The sequence below is a fragment of the Enterobacter sp. CRENT-193 genome, assembly GCF_002787395.1.
GTDB classification, from domain to species: domain Bacteria; phylum Pseudomonadota; class Gammaproteobacteria; order Enterobacterales; family Enterobacteriaceae; genus Enterobacter; species Enterobacter hormaechei_C.
The window spans coordinates 3,332,392-3,350,447 of record NZ_CP024812.1; the positions used below are offsets into that span (position 1 = coordinate 3,332,392).

General features: G+C 56.0%; 18 protein-coding genes. 6 read left to right on the forward strand and 12 right to left on the reverse strand.

Translation table 11 applies throughout. The annotated features are described in order from the left end of the window. Nucleotides 1-18 precede the first annotated feature (18 nt). The 3 genes from urtA to CU081_RS16630 all read right to left on the reverse strand — a co-directional run bounded on the left by urtA (nucleotide 19) and on the right by CU081_RS16630 (nucleotide 3,161). Nucleotides 19-1,290, reverse strand: a complete 1,272-nt coding sequence (gene urtA / locus CU081_RS16620; RefSeq protein ID WP_003857201.1) for an urea ABC transporter substrate-binding protein — start codon at nucleotides 1,288-1,290, stop codon at nucleotides 19-21. A gap of 200 nt (nucleotides 1,291-1,490) precedes the next feature. Then, nucleotides 1,491-2,594: a cobalamin-independent methionine synthase II family protein gene (locus CU081_RS16625; protein ID WP_022651185.1), complete on the reverse strand. Its 1,104-nt coding sequence runs from the start codon at nucleotides 2,592-2,594 to the stop codon at nucleotides 1,491-1,493. A gap of 156 nt (nucleotides 2,595-2,750) precedes the next feature. Then, entirely contained in the window at nucleotides 2,751-3,161 is a 411-nt protein-coding gene (locus CU081_RS16630) for a rhodanese-like domain-containing protein (RefSeq protein WP_003857206.1), read from the reverse strand. A 73-nt stretch (nucleotides 3,162-3,234) separates the two neighbouring features. On the opposite strand from CU081_RS16630, the gene ftrA reads away from it, so the two are divergent. Next, complete coding sequence (gene ftrA / locus CU081_RS16635) at nucleotides 3,235-4,233, forward strand: transcriptional regulator FtrA (RefSeq protein WP_022651184.1); 999 nt, start codon at nucleotides 3,235-3,237, stop codon at nucleotides 4,231-4,233. A 148-nt stretch (nucleotides 4,234-4,381) separates the two neighbouring features. Here ftrA and CU081_RS16640 read toward each other — a convergent pair whose 3' ends face one another. Next, nucleotides 4,382-4,744: a hypothetical protein gene (locus CU081_RS16640; RefSeq protein WP_003857209.1), complete on the reverse strand. Its 363-nt coding sequence runs from the start codon at nucleotides 4,742-4,744 to the stop codon at nucleotides 4,382-4,384. Between the two features lie 243 nt (nucleotides 4,745-4,987). Between CU081_RS16640 and CU081_RS16645 the strand changes: the two genes are divergently transcribed. After that, on the forward strand, nucleotides 4,988-5,221 hold the full coding sequence (locus CU081_RS16645; protein ID WP_015570548.1) for a DUF2554 family protein: 234 nt from the start codon (nucleotides 4,988-4,990) through the stop codon (nucleotides 5,219-5,221). Here the strand turns inward: CU081_RS16645 and CU081_RS16650 are convergent. After that, on the reverse strand, nucleotides 5,218-7,182 hold the full coding sequence (locus CU081_RS16650) for a peptidase U32 family protein (RefSeq protein WP_022651183.1): 1,965 nt from the start codon (nucleotides 7,180-7,182) through the stop codon (nucleotides 5,218-5,220). The genes CU081_RS16645 and CU081_RS16650 overlap by 4 nt on opposite strands. An 80-nt stretch (nucleotides 7,183-7,262) precedes the next feature. Then, nucleotides 7,263-7,790: a helix-turn-helix domain-containing protein gene (locus tag CU081_RS16655; RefSeq protein ID WP_022651182.1), complete on the reverse strand. Its 528-nt coding sequence runs from the start codon at nucleotides 7,788-7,790 to the stop codon at nucleotides 7,263-7,265. Between the two features lie 92 nt (nucleotides 7,791-7,882). Between CU081_RS16655 and CU081_RS16660 the strand changes: the two genes are divergently transcribed. Beyond that, complete coding sequence (locus CU081_RS16660) at nucleotides 7,883-9,049, forward strand: benzoate/H(+) symporter BenE family transporter (protein ID WP_003857216.1); 1,167 nt, start codon at nucleotides 7,883-7,885, stop codon at nucleotides 9,047-9,049. Here CU081_RS16660 and CU081_RS16665 read toward each other — a convergent pair. Beyond that, nucleotides 9,029-9,901, reverse strand: coding sequence for a helix-turn-helix domain-containing protein (locus CU081_RS16665; RefSeq protein WP_003857218.1), 873 nt, complete (start codon nucleotides 9,899-9,901; stop codon nucleotides 9,029-9,031). The two genes, CU081_RS16660 and CU081_RS16665, sit on opposite strands and share 21 nt — an antisense overlap. 174 nt (nucleotides 9,902-10,075) lie before the next feature. Between CU081_RS16665 and CU081_RS16670 the strand changes: the two genes are divergently transcribed. After that, a complete protein-coding gene (locus tag CU081_RS16670) occupies nucleotides 10,076-10,972 on the forward strand; it encodes a DMT family transporter (RefSeq protein ID WP_003857219.1) in 897 nt (298 codons plus the stop codon). 34 nt (nucleotides 10,973-11,006) lie between these two features. On the opposite strand, the gene CU081_RS16675 is transcribed toward CU081_RS16670, so the two are convergent. Both CU081_RS16675 and CU081_RS16680 read right to left on the reverse strand, forming a co-directional pair. Beyond that, on the reverse strand, nucleotides 11,007-11,681 hold the full coding sequence (locus CU081_RS16675; protein ID WP_003857221.1) for a DUF3313 domain-containing protein: 675 nt from the start codon (nucleotides 11,679-11,681) through the stop codon (nucleotides 11,007-11,009). Between the two features lie 133 nt (nucleotides 11,682-11,814). After that, nucleotides 11,815-13,410, reverse strand: a complete 1,596-nt coding sequence (locus CU081_RS16680; RefSeq protein WP_022651181.1) for an ABC transporter substrate-binding protein — start codon at nucleotides 13,408-13,410, stop codon at nucleotides 11,815-11,817. Between the two features lie 111 nt (nucleotides 13,411-13,521). Between CU081_RS16680 and pepT the strand changes: the two genes are divergently transcribed. Beyond that, on the forward strand, nucleotides 13,522-14,751 hold the full coding sequence (pepT, locus tag CU081_RS16685) for a peptidase T (protein WP_022651180.1): 1,230 nt from the start codon (nucleotides 13,522-13,524) through the stop codon (nucleotides 14,749-14,751). On the opposite strand, the gene tehB is transcribed toward pepT, so the two are convergent. Beyond that, nucleotides 14,748-15,341, reverse strand: a complete 594-nt coding sequence (tehB, locus tag CU081_RS16690; RefSeq protein ID WP_022651179.1) for a tellurite resistance methyltransferase TehB — start codon at nucleotides 15,339-15,341, stop codon at nucleotides 14,748-14,750. The genes pepT and tehB overlap by 4 nt on opposite strands. Further along, nucleotides 15,341-16,336 (reverse strand): dicarboxylate transporter/tellurite-resistance protein TehA, encoded by a 996-nt coding sequence (gene tehA, locus CU081_RS16695; RefSeq protein ID WP_022651178.1) that lies wholly within the window; start codon nucleotides 16,334-16,336, stop codon nucleotides 15,341-15,343. Before tehA ends, tehB begins: the two co-directional genes overlap by 1 nt. 121 nt (nucleotides 16,337-16,457) lie before the next feature. On the opposite strand from tehA, the gene ydcK reads away from it, so the two are divergent. Then, on the forward strand, nucleotides 16,458-17,438 hold the full coding sequence (gene ydcK / locus CU081_RS16700) for a YdcK family protein (RefSeq protein ID WP_022651177.1): 981 nt from the start codon (nucleotides 16,458-16,460) through the stop codon (nucleotides 17,436-17,438). On the opposite strand, the gene rimL is transcribed toward ydcK, so the two are convergent. Further along, nucleotides 17,433-17,972 (reverse strand): 50S ribosomal protein L7/L12-serine acetyltransferase, encoded by a 540-nt coding sequence (gene rimL / locus CU081_RS16705; RefSeq protein ID WP_022651176.1) that lies wholly within the window; start codon nucleotides 17,970-17,972, stop codon nucleotides 17,433-17,435. The genes ydcK and rimL overlap by 6 nt on opposite strands. Nucleotides 17,973-18,056 lie beyond the last annotated feature (84 nt).

Below are 18,056 nucleotides of genomic sequence, written 5' to 3' on the forward strand. Positions count from 1 at the left end.
TCTCTCCCTGGTGGCGGCTTAGTTGCTGGCGGTTTTCATCGGCTGGTCAGGTTTTTTGTCATTCCCGGCGATAAACGGGCTCCACGGCTGAGCGCGTACCGGCTGTTCGGTTTGCCAGACGACGTTGAACTGGCCGTTGCCTTCGATTTCACCAATCATGACGGGCTTATGCAGGTGGTGGTTGGTGACATCCATGGTCAGCGTAAAGCCGGACGGCGCGTTGAACGACTGGCCCGCCATTGCCGCGCGCACTTTGTCCACGTCGGTTGTCCCCGCTTTTTCAACCGCCTGCGCCCACATATGCAGGCCGACGTAGGTCGCTTCCATCGGATCGTTGGTGACGACGGTATCGGCATTCGGCAGCTTATGGGCTTTCGCGTAGGCTTTGTAGGCCGCGACAAAGGTCTGGTTGGTCGGGTTATCGACGGATTCAAAGTAGTTCCACGCCGCCAGGTTACCCACCAGCGGTTTGGTATCAATGCCGCGCAGTTCCTCCTCGCCCACCGAGAACGCCACAACCGGCACGTCCGTGGCTTTCAGCCCCTGGTTCGCCAGCTCTTTATAGAAAGGCACGTTGGAATCACCGTTGATGGTGGAGACCACCGCCGTTTTACCGCCCGCAGAGAATTTCTTGATACTGGCGACGATGGTCTGGTAATCGCTATGACCAAATGGGGTGTAGACCTCTTCAATATCTTTATCTTCCACGCCTTTCGAGTGCAGGAAGGCGCGCAGGATCTTGTTCGTGGTGCGCGGGTAAACGTAGTCCGTTCCCAGCAGGAAGAAGCGTTTCGCGCTGCCGCCGTCCTCGCTCATCAGGTACTCCACCGCCGGGATCGCCTGCTGGTTAGGCGCCGCGCCGGTATAGAAGACGTTAGGTGACATCTCTTCACCTTCGTACTGCACCGGATAGAACAGCAAACCGTTCAGCTCCTCAAAAACCGGCAGAACCGATTTACGCGATACGGAGGTCCAGCAGCCAAACACCACGGCGACCTTATCCTGGCTCAGAAGCTGGCGGGCCTTTTCGGCAAACAGCGGCCAGTTGGAGGCCGGGTCAACCACCACCGGCTCCAGCTTTTTCCCGAGCACGCCGCCTTTGGCGTTAATTTCATCGATGGTCATCAGGGCGACATCTTTCAGGGGCGTTTCTGAAATGGCCATCGTGCCGGAGAGTGAGTGCATGATCCCGACTTTAATGGTCTCTGCGGCCTGGACGCCAAAACTGACCCCCATGGCGACCACGGAGGCGGACAAGGCGAACGCTTTTATAAAGGTACGACGGTGCATATTTTCACTCCTGAAAAAGAAAGCTGTGCGAAGACGTCCGTTACCGCCCGGACGCAGAAAAAGTAACGTCAGTTTCAGGAGAGCAAAAAGGGTGCCAGGTTGCAGAGGCAGGATTTAAACGGGTTCGAAGAGAGGATCTACGGTAAACGACTCAGAATGGTACAGCGCTGCACTGTAATAATGCAGCGCTGTGAACGGCGTTACCAGACGTCGCTGGCGATTTTCGTCACCAGGCGAATTTTATCCCACTGCTGGGCTTCGCTCAGGCTGTTACCCTCTTCCGTGGAGGCAAATCCGCACTGCGGGCTGAGGCAAATCTGCTCTTTCGCCACGTAGCGCGCAGCCTCTTCCAGACGCGCTTTCACCCCTTCCGGGTTCTCCAGTTCACCGTGCTTGGTGGTGATCAGCCCCAGCACCACCTGCTGTTTACCCGGGCGCACAAAACGCAGTGGCGCAAAGTCGCCGCTACGGTCGTTGTCGTACTCCAGGAAGAACGCGTCGACGTTCACCGTGCCGAACAGCACCTCCGCCACCGGCTCATAGCCGCCTTCGGAAATCCAGGTTGAGCGGAAGTTGCCGCGGCAGACGTGCAGCCCGATGGTCAGGTCGTCCGGTTTGCCCTCCAGCGCCTTATTCAGCACCCGGGCATAGGTTCGGGCAAGTTCGTCTGCATCGTCACCGCGCTCGCGGATCTGGCGGCGCTGGTCTTCTGAACAAAGGTAGGCCCAGACGGTATCATCCAGTTGCAGATAGCGGCAGCCTGCATCGTAAAAGGCCCGAATGGCATCGCGCCAGGTTGTCGCCAGATCGTCAAAGTAATCCTTCAGATCCGGGTAGACCGTGGCATCAATATCCTTGCGGCCACCGCGGAAGTGCAGCACGCTCGGGCTCGGAATGGTCATCTTCGGCTGTGCGTTACCGCTGATGCTTTTGAGGTAGCGAAAATCTTCCAGCATAGGATGATCGCCGAAGCCCAGTTTGCCCGTTACGCGCACGCCGTGGGCTTTGGTCTGCACCCCGTTGAACTGAATGCCCTGCTGCGAATCATAACGCTCTACGCCCTGTAGCCCGTCAAAGAAGTCAAAGTGCCACCAGGCGCGGCGGAATTCACCGTCCGTTACCACATGCAGACCGCAGGCGCACTGCTGTTGGACAACATGGCGAATGGCCTCGTCCTCAACCGCGCGAAGCTGACCGGCATCGATCTCACCGCTGGCAAATTGCAGACGGGCCTGTTTAACAGAGTCCGGGCGTAAAAAACTGCCGACTACATCGGCGCGGTACGGGGCGTGGTGTCGCTGCATGGAAATCTCCTCTGTCTGTCGGCGTTAATTGCCCACAGTGATAATTCATCTCTTGAACATTTAGACTTCTGGATGTCTAAACGTCCTAAAAAGATGTCATACCGGCTCGCCGCCGACAAACGAGAAAATTTCATCTGTGTTGAAATAAATTCATGTTCACAGGGCGGGCGATGAAGATCCTGCAAACGCGAACCGCTCATCTTCCCAGCCGGTCATGCCCCCGAGCATAATCTTAACCGGCAGACCCAGACGCGCCAGCTTCAGCGCCGCCCTGTCCGCCCCGTTGCAGTGCGGGCCTGCACAATAGACGACAAACAGCGTGCCCTCTGGCCACGCTGTCATCCGCTCGGCGGTGATCTGGCTCCAGGGTAAATGCAGCGCGCCGGGCAGATGCCGCCGGGCAAAATGTTCAGGCTTCCCGACAACGTGCAGCAGAACAAAGTCCTGCTCACCGCTGGATACCGCGTGATGGACATCGGCGCAGTCCGTCTCGACGCTCAGACGACGCAGAAAATGCCCCACGGCTTCCTGCGGCTCAGCAGCCGGAAATTCAGTAACATAGCTCATGAATCTTCCTCATTTGTGGTGTTTGTGTTAACACTACTCTATCCCTTAATTCAGCACATGAATGCGTCCGCCTATGCCAGAAAACAGCAAAAAGATGACAAACTTAAGACATCCCTCGCCGCGCGCGGTCGTGCTGGCATATGACGGTTTATGTACCTTTGAGTTTGGCGTGGCGGTAGAAATCTTTGGCTTGCCGCGCCCGGAGATGGGCGATGACTGGTATCAGTTCGCCGTGGCGAGCGTGGATGGCGGCGAGCTCCGGGCAACGGGCGGGATCCGTATTCTGGCCGACGGCGATCTGCGTCTGCTTGAAACGGCGGATCTGGTTGTTGTACCCGGCTGGCGAGGGCTGGATGAACCCGTACCCGAAGCGCTCTGCCAGGCGCTCCGCGCGGCGCATGCCCGCGGCTGCCAGCTACTCTCGATCTGTTCTGGCGTTTTCGTTCTGGCAGCCTCAGGCCTGCTTGACGGGCGGAAGGCAACCACCCACTGGCGCTACACGCAAGCTCTGAAAACACGCTTTCCCGCCATCACCGTGGTCGAAGATGTGCTCTACCAGGACGAAGGCGATATTCTCACTTCCGCCGGCAGCGCCGCGGGGATTGATCTGTGTCTGCACGTGGTGCGCCGGAATTACGGTATGGAGGCAGCAAACCGCGTGGCGCGTCGACTGGTGATCCCGCCCCATCGGGACGGCTCGCAAACCCAGCAACTTAGCCGACCGGTGGCTCAGTTGCGGGAGAGCCAGCGCCTGGGCCAGCTGTTCGATTATCTTCACCAGCATCTGGCCGTTTCCCATACCGTCGAATCGCTGGCCCTGCGGGTGGGTATGAGTCAACGCACCTTTCTGCGCCGTTTCCAGGACGCGACCGGGACAACGCCCGCGCGCTGGTTATTGACTGCGCGATTGCAGCGGGCAAAAGATTATCTCGAAAACAGTCGGCTCAGCATTGATAATATTGCGGAACAAACCGGATTTGGACAAAGCGCCACGCTGCGCCACCATTTCCGGCAGCAATTTGCGCTTTCGCCCGCGCAATATCGCAAACAATTTTTACAGCCGGTACGATAAACGGGCAAAAAAAAACCGCCATAATCTGGCGGTAAATACTTGCATGGATAGATTTGTATTTTGGTATCTACGCTCCGGTATTCCCTACCGGGATGTGGATCACCAGCAATCTACCACTGTGAGCCTCAACGAAGCATAAACGAATCGATTAACCCGCTTTGGTATTAATTTGCAGATAACGCATCAGCCCCTGATCTGCACTCTGGCGGGCATCATCATTAATCGCTTCGAGATAAAACGCACGAGAGACCCCATACGGTGCCTGCTCGGGTGGGTAAACGGCGAACTGGAAGGTTTTGCCTCTCGCCTTATTGGTACAGCCCAGCTCCCAGCGATCTTCACTTACCTGGGTGCTATTACATTCGACACGTCCGTAATCGCTGGTTAAATACGATCCGACACGGCTTTTTGCTGACTGAATATATTCTGGTTCTTCATTTGAATAGATGCTGGCCGCAGCACCCACCGCAACCACTACGCCCAGAAGTGATAGCACGATTATTTTTTTCATTTATTCGATCCAATCCTTAGCCAGAAAAATCTTATTGTAAATGATTTCCCAATAAATCTAGTTGTTCTTTGCATACCAGAAATGGGAGTTTACAACGTCGATATCGCTTTTAAGAATAGTCTTAAGCGCGTTTTATTGCGACCACAATTTTTGACACTCTATTTTCTCAAATTTAAAGAGTCGAATAATTACTCTATGAAATTATCCCTACGATGACCGTAGCGTATTTTCAGGGGATAAAGGATGTTCAGAAAAGAATTTTCGCTACTGCTGGTGATTAGCGCCCTGTTCTCAGGACAGATTATGGCGGAGCACAAAGGGCATGAATTTGTATATGTGAAAAACGCCGACCATCAGCTTCGTCATGAAGCTGACAGCGACGAGTTACGCAGCGCGGCTGAGGAGTCTGCGGAGGGGTTGCGCGAGCACCATGCCTGGCAGAAATCGCGCAAACCGGATACCCACTCTGCGGGTTAGCTGCCTTTACGCTTCGGCAGGGTCTTCATCAAATCGTCAGGGCTGACGGAGGCCACAATGCTTCCCGGCGGCGGCATTTTGAAGATGTGATTCTTCATCTTGCCGATAACGTGCATTTCACACGGACGGCAGTCAAACTTCAGCGTCAGCACTTCATCGCCATTCACCAGCTGCATCGGCGTCGCTTTCCAGCTTTTAATATTGCCTTTCGCCTGTTTCGGACAAAGGTTAAAAGCAAACCGCAGGCAGTGTTTGGTGATCATCACCGGCACATCGCCCTTCTCTTCATGCGCTTCATACGCGGCGTCAATCAGCTGCACGCCGTGACGATGATAAAACGCACGCGCTTTGTGGTTGTATACGTTCGCGAGGAAAGAAAGATGCGTGTCCGGGTAGACCGGCGCAGGCACCGCTTCGGCCTTACGGCTGCCGCGCGAATAGTTTGCCAGGCGTACTTCATCCAGCATCTCGGCCGTTTCACGGCGGAACTGGTTCAGCAGGCTGTTCGGCACGAACAGCGCGTCCGGCAGATTCACCTCAATATTGCGCGCGTAATAAATGGTCTGCCCCAGCTTCGCCACGCCATCCTTGAGGTTGTTGAGCGCTTTCTCCGCATTGTTCGCCACCTCGAACAGGCCGTCGAGCGTATGCGTGACGCTGATGCCGTCTTCGCAGGTCATGGTCAGGATCAGCTGCTCTTCCCAGCCCCCCAGCGCGATATCCACCGCAATGCGGCGCTCGCTGGAGGTCTTGAGCAAGGCCTGCTGCCAGTTGTGATCCAGGTTACGGTTAAGCGCCGCATTAGGACGGGCTTTGTAGAGATCGGCAGGCATTTCGTTCGGCCAGACGCGATAGCGATTTTCGCCGGTTTTCTCCACCGTATTGGCGCGGAAACCCACTACTTCACGTTTGATCATCACGTTGAGACCATCGCCGTTCGCCAGCGGCTCTGTCACCTGAACGTCAAGATGATCTTTCGCCACTTTCAGCACTTCACCCACCGGCAGGCCGATAAACTTCGGTGAGTCGAACGCGCCAATATCCCCTTTACGGGCATTCACGAAATAGTCCGTGCTGCCGCGGTGGAAGGTTTTGTCCGTAGACGGAATAAAGAAATGCTCTGTACGCCCGGCGGAGGCGCGCGCCAGATCACCGCGATCGTCGATGATGGCATCCAGCATCTGACGATAATGGGCGGTGATATTTTTCACGTAGCTCATGTCCTTGTAGCGCCCTTCAATTTTGAAGGAGCGTACGCCAGCATCGATCAGCGCACCGAGGTTCGCCGTCTGGTCGTTATCTTTCATCGACAGCAGGTGTTTTTCGAATGCCACCACGCGGCCCTGATCGTCTTTCAGGGTATACGGCAGACGGCAGGCCTGAGAGCAGTCGCCCCGGTTAGCGCTGCGCCCCGTCTGGGCGTGAGAGATATTACACTGCCCGGAATAGGCCACACACAGCGCACCGTGGATAAAGAATTCAATGGTCGCGTCGGTCGCCTGATGGATATCGCGGATCTGGTTCAGGTTCAGCTCGCGCGCCAGCACAATCTGCGTAAACCCGACGTCCGAAAGAAACTTCGCCTTCTCGACGGTGCGGATATCGCACTGGGTGCTGGCGTGCAGCTCAATCGGCGGGATATCCAGTTCCAGAACGCCCATATCCTGAACGATCAGGGCGTCAACGCCGGTCTGGTAGAGATCGGTGATCAGACGCTGCGCAGGCTCCAGCTCATCATCATGAAGAATGGTGTTCAGGGTCACATACACCTTCGCCCCGAAACGGTGAGCGAACGGTACCAGCTCGGCAATGTCGCGCAGGCTGTTGCTGGCGTTATGCCGGGCACCGAAGCCAGGGCCGCCAATGTAGACGGCATCCGCACCGTGAAGAATGGCTTCACGGGCAATGGCGGCGTCGCGGGCCGGGCTTAGCAGTTCAAGATGATGGGAGTGCAGGCGCATACTTCGTCGTTATCCGTTATGGTCAAAATGGCGGCTATTGTAGTCAGAAGTCTGTGTCAGTGAAACCGTTTTGCGACGCTTTAGCGGGGATAATGGATCAGGGAGTGAAAATGCACCGTACGGGCGCTGCTGTTGCGGTACGCGTGCGGTTTATCGCCGGCAAAACGCACGCCGGAATCAGCGTATATTGTGCGCCAGACACCGTCGTTCTGCATATCCAGCTCACCGCTTATCACCACCACATGTTCGATCACCCCGGCTTCGTGCGGCGTGGACTCGCTCAGCGCGCCGGGCGACAGGGTGATGGAGAAATGGTCGAACTTAAGCTGTTCATCCCAGGGGAAAAGCGGTTTCACCACCATCGCCTGCTGCTGCGGATCGAATACCGCCTGCGGTTCGCTTTCTGGAGTGATAAACGCCGAAAAAGGTACGTTCAGCCCGGTGGCGATTTTCCACAAGGTAGAGACCGTCGGGCTGGACTCATTGCGTTCGATTTGCCCAAGCATCGCTTTCGACACGCCCGTCTCTTCCGCCAGTTTTGACAGGCTCCAGCCCCGCGCCAGACGCAGCGCTTTCAGTGTGGTTGCCAGGTGTTGAGTGATATCCATATTTCCTCCCGTTGCGGCAAAGCATACCACTTGTACGCTATAGCGCACAGTGATACCTTATCCCGGACGTTATAACGCACAACGGAGTTTCCATGCGATCGACTGCCTCTCTCTTTCCTGCCGTGCTGGCCGGTTTTGTTGCCGTTCTGGTGGGCTATGCCAGCTCTGCCGCCATTATCTGGCAGGCGGCTGCGGCGGCTGGCGCCAGTACACAGCAAATCGCCGGATGGATGACCGCGCTAGGGCTCGGGATGGGGATCAGCACGCTGGTATTGTCGTGGTGGTATAAAGCCCCCGTGCTGACCGCCTGGTCGACTCCGGGCGCGGCGTTGCTCGCCACCAGCCTGCATGGCGTGACGCTGGCGGAAACCATCGGGGTATTTATATTCGCGAATACGCTGATTCTGCTGTGCGGCGTCACCGGCCTGTTTGCCCGGTTGATGAAACTGATCCCGCACTCGCTTGCCGCCGCTATGCTGGCGGGCGTGCTGTTACAGTTTGGCCTGAAGGCATTCAGCAATCTTGAGGGACACATTTTTCTTTGCGGCAGTATGCTGGCCGCCTGGCTGGTGGCCAAAGCTGTAGCGCCCCGGTACGCCATTGTCGCCACGCTGCTGGTGGGCGTGTTCGTTGCCTGGGCTGGAGGTGACGTTGTCACGAAAAGGATAACGTTATCGGTCATCATGCCGGAATTCATTGCCCCTGCGTTCACCTTCACCAGCCTGATCAGCATCGGCTTACCCTTCTTCCTGGTGACCATGGCGTCGCAGAATGCGCCCGGCTTCGCCACCATGCAGGCATCGGGCTATCCGCTGGCGGTCTCACCGCTGATCGTTGCCACAGGCGGGCTGGCGCTGCTGTTGTCCCCCTTCGGCGTCTATTCTATATGCATCGCCGCCATCACCGCCGCCATCTGCCAGAGCCCGGACGCCCACCCGGATGCCAGTAAACGCTGGCTGGCTGCGGCAGCCGCAGGTGGGTTTTATCTGCTGGCGGGGGTGTTCGGCGGGTCGATTTCGGGGCTGATGTCCGCCCTGCCGCTGAGCGGCATCCAGACGCTGGCCGGGCTGGCCCTGCTCGGCACTATCAGCGGGAGTTTGTATCAGGCACTGAATCATGAAGCAGAGCGCGACGCGGCGATCGTCACCTTCCTGATGACCGCCAGCGGCGTCACGCTCCTGGGGATTGGCTCCGCCTTCTGGGGGCTGGTGTTGGGAGGGATCTGTTACGCCGTCTTCTCACGCCTTCGCCGCGCGTAGCTGTGACGGCGTAATGCCGGTCATGCTGCGAAAACGGTTACTGAAATGGCTGGCGGAGTTAAATCCGCAGGCCAGCGCGATGTCGGTGAGCGGCGTAGTCGTGTGCTGCACCATCGCTTTGGCCTTCTCCATGCGGCGCTGCATGACGTACTGATGCGGCGCCAGGCCCATCGACTGGCGGAACATCCGCGCAAAGTGATACTCACTGAGTGCGGCCTGGCCCGCCAGTTCCGCCAGCGTTAAGGGTTGCGCCAGGTTTTCCTCGATAAAGGCCAGCACGTTGCGCAGCACAAACGGCGATAACCCGCCGGTCACTACCGGCAGCTTCCACTGTACGCTGGAATAGTGCTGGACTAAATGCGTCAGCAATAAGGTCGACGCGGTGCTCAGGGTGAGCTGATTGGCGTTTTGCTGCCAGTCGCAGCCGAGCAAAAACTGGCGATAAAGGGCGGTGATTTTCGGATCGCTGCCGAATATTTTTTCCTCCAGCGTCAGCGATAGCGGTCGTTTATCCCAGATTTTCTCCCCCACGTCCCGCAGGTGTTCATCGGTGCAGTAGAGGTGCACGAACGACAGGTCGTCACGAATATCCCACGTGGATTCGCTCTCTTCCGGCATCAGACAAAAACGATCCGGCCCACCGCCATTTTTCCAGCCACCCGGCGTTTTTTGATAGCTTTCATAGCCATCTGCCACGTACAGGCTAAGGGTGTGATGGTTGCTTTTCACCGTTATCGTGTCGTGCTTGTTGTACCACGCCGCCAGTTGAATGCCAGTATTGAGCGCGACGGTTTCCCGCAGCACCGCATTTTGTTGGCGTAACGTTTCAAAGGTGTCGTAAACGAGAGACATGGCCGTAAACAGGTGATTAATCAGACTGTCAGTCTAAGAAGTGTTGCAGCCTGTTACCAGCCATTGTGCGAGAAAAAAGCGCAAGAATTTGCAAGTCCGGCGCAAGGCGATGAAAGCCGGGCCCCTCTTCTTTCGCCACACTGTTGTTTTTCGCGGTATGAGAAGAGAGAAACCATGAACGCATTACTCTATGGGCTGGTTGTTGTTATCTGGGGCACGACCTGGATCGCCATTTTTTTGCAACAGGGGCCGGTTGCAGCGCCGGTCTCCATTTTCTGGCGCTTCGCCGTGGCCAGCGCCACGATGATGATCGTCCTGGTCGCCCTTCGCCGCCTGCGCAGGCTGGCGCTGCGGGATCATCTCTACTGCATGCTTCAGGGCTGCTGCGTTTTCTGTTTCAACTTCTGGTGCTTTTACACCGCCGCCGCCCATATCAATACCGGCCTTGAGTCGGTGATTTTCTCGATGGCCGTGCTGTATAACGCCATCAACAGCTTTATCTTCTTCGGCCAGCGTCCACCCGCACGCTTCTGGACGGCGGCAGCGCTGGGGCTTATCGGGATCATTACCCTGTTCTGGAACGATCTGCTCGCCAGCGGCTGGAGCGCGTCGTTGCTTACGGGCATCGGGCTTTCCGCCCTCGGCACCTACGGCTTCTCGCTGGGGAATATGATCAGCATGCGTCATCAGCGAAACGGGCTGGAAACCATGACCACCAACGCCTGGGCGATGCTGTATGGCACCGTCGTGATGGGACTTATCGCCCTCTTCAGAGGCGATAACTTTATGCCGGAATGGACGGTGAGCTATATGGGGGCGCTGCTCTATCTTGCGCTGTTTGGCTCGGTGATTGCCTTCGGCGCCTACTTTACGCTGGTAGGCCGCATTGGTCCCGGTAAAGCCGCCTACAGCACCCTGCTGTTCCCGCTGGTGGCGCTGTCGATTTCAACGGTGTACGAGGGTTACGTGTGGCATCTCAACGGGATCGTCGGCCTGTTGTTGATACTGGGGGGGAATATGGTGATGTTTACGAAGCCGGAAACCTGGTTCCGCCGCCTGCGGACGGCATAAAAAAACGGCCTGCGAAAATGCAGGCCTTTTTTTATTAATTTGCTGTCTGATGAACATCAAACATAGTGGCATCCGTTGCCATGTCATCCACAACCTGCTTCAGGGTGCCGAAGCCCATTGGCGTATTCTCGTTCGCCAGCTCTTTCCCTTCCCCCTTACGAACAACCTTAATCACCGGTTTGTTCGTAGCCGCGTCGATTAACTCACCTTCGAAGAACAGATGCGTATCCATGGTACGATGGCCCGTGGCCATTTGCGTACCCGCAACCAGCAGCGCGACAGGCACCACTTCATAGAACTGCAAACCTTCTTTGTCTGAGCTCACACCCGTGATGGCGCCGCGGAAGATCAGGCTATGTTTGCCCGGCGTCGTCACAATCGGCTTACGCTGGCCAATCGCGGTTTTCAGTTTGGTATTGGTATAATTCAACAGCTCATCAAGCGTTTTTTGCCCAAGCTGAGTGGTCGGTTTTGGCGTCGGATAATAGGTTATCGGCGTCCAGATAATGCTGTCATAATTCGCCTCATTATAAGAAGGATCAACCCAACGCAGGGTTGGCTTCCCGGTTGCAGATTTCATCTCCTGCAAGCCTGAGTAATCTTTTAAAAAGCCTGAATATTGATCGGGGGCTGCGACTTTTGACGCACAGCCTGAAAGGGCCAACAGACCAGAAAGCACTGCAACTTTAAAAAAAGTGTGAGTACGCATGATGGTATTCCATGTTATCTGCAAGTATGCACTTGAAGTTATAACAAAAAATGGAGCGATGTGTTGTGGCAAAAAATGACGAAGACAGCACAAATAGCGAAAAAACTGCCCGACCGAAACCGGGCAGTGAAAATTACTCTTTCAGGTCCACTTGCCAGAACAGGTGTTTGCCGAAGGGATCAATTTCATAGCCCGTGACCTCTTTACGGACTGGCTCAAAAATCGTTGAATGGGCAATCATTACCGCCGGCATTTGATCGTGCATCATCTGCTGCGCCTGCTTGTACAGCGCCACGCGTTTTTCGCGATCGGTTATCGATTTTGCTTCGGCAATCAGGTTATCAAACGGCTTATAACACCATTTCGCCGAATTCGACCCGCCGTTGGCGGACGTACAGGTAAACAGCGGGCCGAAGAAGTTATCCGGATCCCCCGTCGCCGTTGTCCAGCCCATCAGCGCAGCCTGATGCTCCCCGCCCTTCACGCGCTTCAGGTATTCGCCCCATTCGTAGGTCACGATTTTGGTCTGCACGCCAACTTTCGCCCAGTCCGCCTGGATCATCTCCGCCATACGCTTCGCGTTCGGGTTATACGGCCGTTGCACGGGCATGGCCCACAGATCGATGCTTACGCCGTTGGCAAACCCCGCCTCCTTTAACAGCGCTTTCGCTTTTTCTGGATCGTAATCGTAGTCTTTCAGCTCACTGTCGGCACTCCAGACGCCAGGCGGCAGCAGGTTTTTCGCCGCCGTGCCGGTGCCGTGGAAAACCGCCTCAATGATGGCCGGTTTGTTAATCGCCATCGCCAGCGCCTGGCGCACTTGTACGTTATCCAGCGGCGGCTTTTGCGTATTAAACGCCAGGAAACCGGTATTCAGACCGGCCTTGCTCATCAGGTTGATGTCTTTGTTAGCCTTCATACGCGGCAGGTCCGCCGGGTTCGGGAACGGCATCACCTGACACTCATTCTTCTCGACTTTGGCAAAACGTACCGAGGCGTCCGGCGTGATGGTGAACACCAGACGATCCAGCTTCGATTTTCCCTGCCAGTAGTCAGGGAAAGCGGTAAAGAGGATGCGGGAATCCTTCTGATATTGCGACAGCTTAAACGGCCCGGTGCCAATCGGCTGCATATCGACCTTTTCTGGCGTGCCCGCTTTCAGCATGGCATCGGCGTACTCCGCCGACAGAATGGAGGCAAAGTACCACGCCAGGTCAGCGACAAACGGCGCTTCCGGATGCGCCAGGGTGAAGCGCACGGTGCGATCGTCAACTTTATCAATGGCGGTAATCAGGCTGCCGAACTCCAGACTTTCGAAGTTGGAATAACTGCCGTTGGAGACGTTATGGTAAGGATGATTCACATCCTTCTGGCGCAAAAACGAGAAAATCACGTCGTCCGCGTTGAAGTCGCGCGTCGGCGTGAACAGCTTATTACTGTGGAATTTCACCCCTTTGCGCAGGTGGAAGGTGTAGACCTTGCCATCCTCGCTTACCTCCCAGCTTTCCGCCAGGCTCGGTACCAGTTCGGTAGTGCCCGGTTTGAAATCGACCAGACGGTTATAAACCGGTACGGCGCTGGCGTCCACGCTGGTCCCCGACGTATAGAGCTGAGGATTGAAATTTTCCGGCGATCCTTCGGAGCAATACACCAGCGTTTTTGCCGCGACGGTGGAACTGACCGTCAGTGCAGCAAGCGCCAGCGTTATCATTGTGAATGTGCTTTTCATCATTTATTCCTGTCTTTTTAATTCGACGGCTAATTACTTCTTTTGCCATTTCATAAATAACATTAAAGTGATGGCGCAAACACATGAAAAATAAATACAGAAGGAAACACTATGGGCTCGGAACTCTCCAGACAATTAACCCAACGCTTTTTCCGCTATCTCGCCATCACCAGCCAGAGCGACCCGAAAGTCAAAACCCTGCCCTCCACCCCGGGCCAGCACGACATGGCGCGGGAGCTGGCGAAGGAGCTGGAAACGCTGGGGTTAGACGATATTGTGATTGATGAGTTCGCCACCGTTACCGCCGTGAAAAAAGGTAATGTTCCCGGCGCGCCGCGTATTGGTTTTATTACCCATATCGACACCGTCGACGTCGGTTTATCCCCGGATATTCATCCACAAATATTAACCTTTACGGGGGATGATCTCTGTCTGAATAAAGAGAAAGATATTTGGCTGCGCGTAAAAGAGCACCCGGAAATTCTGGCTTATCATGATGAGGAGATTATTTTCAGCGACGGAACCAGCGTATTAGGCGCAGATAATAAAGCGGCCGTCACCGTGGTCATGACGGTGCTGGAAAACCTCACCGCTGAGCACAACCATGGCGATATTGTGGTGGCGTTTGTGCCCGATGAAGAGATTGGCCTGTGCGGCGCGAAAGCGCTGGATTTAAAGCGCTTCGACGTCGATTTTGCCTGGACCATCGACTGCTGCGAGCTGGGCGAAATTGTTTACGAGAACTTTAACGCGGCGGCGGCTGAAATTCGCTTTACCGGCGTCACGGCGCACCCGATGTCCGCCAAAGGGGTGCTGGTCAATCCGCTGCTGATGGCAACGGATTTCATCAGCCATTTCGATCGCCGGCAAACCCCGGAATGCACCGAGGGGCGCGAAGGTTATATCTGGTTTAACGGCATCCAGGCCGGGCAAAACGAAGCGGTGCTGAAAGCCAACATTCGTGATTTTGACAAAGACGGTTTTGCCGCCCGCAAGCAGCAAATTGCCGATGTGGCGGCGCAAATAGCCGCGCAGCATCCCACGGCAAACGTGGAGTATCGCATTGAAGATACCTACAGCAATATCAGCAATGCGATTGGCGAAGACCGCCGCGCGATCGACCTGATGTTCGAGGCGATGGAGTCGCTCGGCATCACCCCAAAACCGATCCCCATGCGCGGTGGCACGGATGGGGCGGCCCTGTCAGCTAAAGGCCTGCTCACCCCGAACTTCTTCACCGGCGCCCATAACTTCCACTCGAAGTTTGAGTTTTTACCGCTGTCGTCGTTCGAGGCCTCCTGTCGCACTGCACTGCAACTCTGTCTGCTGGCCGCGCGTTAAGCGGGCTTGCGTGCGAGCATGGTGGCGAAGCGCAGCTTGATACGGTTCCCGTTGGCATCGGTACGGTGGAGTTCCCCCACCTCTTCGTTGTACTTGATCAGCTCCCAACCTTCGTAGTAGTTACTCAGTTCACCGGGTTTGAAGGCAAACGGGAAGCCGACGGTGCACGGATAATCTTCCGTATCCATGGCGGCAACGATCAGGTTATAGCCGCCTGGTCTGGTGCAACGCTGCATATTGGCGATAAGACCAGGGATGGTATTCGCTTCGAGGAACATCAACACGACGGTGGAAAGAATAAAGTCGTATTCGTTGTCAAAGGTCAGATTGTTCAGATCCTTAATCGCCGTTTGCAGATTCGCGATCCCTTCCGCCGCCTTAATGCGCTCAATGTTATCGATGCTCATCGGGTTTTTATCCCACGCCGTCACGTCATAGCCATTGGCAGCGAGGTAGAGGCTGTTACGGCCATTTCCGCAACCGAGATCGAGCGTTTTTCCCGGCTTAACAATGTCCGCGCTGAGCAGCACCTCTGAGTGCGTGCGGGTCAGCCCATATTTCTCAGTAAAGTAGTTTTCATCGACAGTCATTATTTTTCCTCAGATTGCATAAGCAGTGCCTTATCAGCGCGCACCAGAAGTTTGCCCTGCATCAGCAAGATAAAAGTACGGACCAGCAGCATCGCGATGATGACGTTGGTGAAAATAAACAGGGGAACCGCGAGGGCATGAAAGAACCCTGACGGACTGCTCTGTCCAAGATGTAAACCGGTGGTCGCCAGCGCCGACACCCCGAACGAGAAGCTCCAGAACGACGCGTTGAACGGCTGCGACAGATACCACGGCATCAGACGCAGCATAAACAGGAGTTGCAACAGGCCATAGCCGAAAAGCATTTTGGCGAAGGTGTCCGCTTCGCCGCCGTTGACGCTAAACCAGGCGCTACAGGCCACCAGGGCAGGCGCAAGCTGGATCCCGAGCGAGGTACGAAGGGCAGCGGGCAGCTCGCCCGCGCTGCGCAGGCGTTGTAAAATGACCGGCTCCAGGCTCAGCCAGGAAAAGACCCCGGCACCAAGGAACACCAGCCCCGCGTCGTGGAAACCCAGCGCACCGCAGGCCATCGCGCTGATAAAATTGTTCGCTACCGTCGGCAGATACAGTCCCGGCGTCGTGGCTTCTTCCGGATGCTTGCCGCGCCACAGCCCGGCGCTTTGCCAGGCGGCATACGCAAGCTGGATCACCACGCCCACGCTAAACAACCCCAGCGCCAGCGGGCGATACCACGGCACAAAGCCGATGGCCACCAGCAGCGTTGTGGCAGGAAACAGGCTGACAAAACTGCTCATTACCGGATGCCGCATCTCGGCCAGCACGCTATGTGGAAACCGTACCGCACGGGTAAGAAACGCCACGCTCAGAAGGAACCAGATCGCCACCGCCAGCGCCACCAGGATCTCGCCCGGCCAGCGCGTCACCGGCCAGATGGTGCTGGCATAACGCCAGGCGAACCCCATACCTATGGTCCCGAGGACCATACCGAAATACCCGGCGGGCAAGTTAAGAACGCGTTGGTTTAGGCTATGCATTTTTTTTAAAGTTTAAAATGTATTTTAAATGCCATTTTAAGGGGTTTCCTGAGCGGACGCCAGCACTTCGAAAAACCAAAACTTTGCTACGTTTATTGAAAGGCTTTTCAGGGATAACACGATGACAAAATATCGGCTCAGCAATGAAACGCGTCTCTGGCGCTGGCAGGACGGTTCAACACCGTGCACAACGCCTCTAAGACAAATTATTGCCGTGAAGGATTTTAACGATGTGACCAGCGGGACTAAAGGCGGTTGGGTTGAGGATGAACACGCGCTCGCCCAGGACGGGGATTGCTGGGTTTACGATGAAAACAGCGTGGTGTTTGCCGGGGCCAGGATATCCGCTAACGCCCGCCTCACCCAACCTTGCATCGTAAGCCACCGCGCACACGTTGGCGGCAACGGCTGGCTTGACGCGGCTGAGGTGAGTCACGGCGCGGTAATAAGTGACAACGTCACCATTCAGCACTCCACCGTACGCGGGGAATGTCGTATCGCGGGTGACGCGCGGGTGCTGCATAATAGTTTGGTGATTGCAGCCAAAGGGCTGACACCCGACCGTCAGCAGATCCTGCAAATTTATGACCGAGCCACGGTCAGCCAGTCGCGTATTGTGCATCAGGCGCAAATCTACGGCGATGCCATGGTGACCTGGGCCTTTGTTGAGCACCGTGCCGAGGTGTTCGATCGCGCCATTCTTGAGGGCAACGCGCTGAATAACGTCTGGGTGTGCGACTGCGCCAAAGTGTACGGCAACGCCCGTCTGCTGGCCGGTCTGGAGGATGATGCCATCCCGACCGTGCGGTACAGTTCACAGGTCGCGGAAAACGCCCTCGTTGAAGGCAACTGCGTCATTAAACACCACGTATTAATAGGCGGCGAGGCGTGGTTACGCGGCGGGCCAATCCTGATTGATGACAAAGTGGTTATTCAGGGGCGGGCGCGTATCAGCGGCGATGTCCTGATTGAGCATCAGGTGGAAATAACGGACGATGCGGTTATCGAGGCGCTGGAGGGTGAAAGCATTCACGTCCGGGGAGCCAAAGTGATCAACGGCGACACGCGGATCACCCGGACGCCGCTGCTGGGGGCGCTATAGCGGGAAGATTCTGGCGTAGAGGTTCACGTCATCGTAACGCCCGTTGAGCATCTCCGCTTCCCGCAAACAACCTTCCAGCGTGAAACCGTTGCGCTGCGCCACACTGTTACTGCACTGGTTATCCACGCGACACTTGATCACAAAACGGCGGATCTCGCCGCGCTCAACGTAATAGCGCATAAACGTCTGGAGCGCCTGAGAAAGAATACCCTGCCCCTGATGCGCCTCGTCAAGCCAGTAGCCAATGTACCCGGTTTTATTCGCAGGCTCGATCGCGTTGAAGGACAGCACGCCCACCAGCTCGTCCTTCATGAAAATCAGGAACATTTTGGCGTAACCGCGCTGGTGCAACATCTGATTGCTCTGCACGTTGCGGCGCGTGTCCTCTTCGCTGCCGACATGCTGTGCCCAGTCGAAGGCGGTTTGCAGCCAGGTTTTGTTTTTGATTACGAGGTTATGCAGATCGGTGGTATAGCGCTCTTCGACGGCGCGAAGCTCGATTTCCTGGTTAACGGGGATGATTTCTGAAGACATAGTGCCTCTTAATTGCCGGGTGGCGCTAACGCTTACCCGGCCTACAAATGCGTCCAGAGCAGGCCGGGTAAGGCGAAGCCGCCA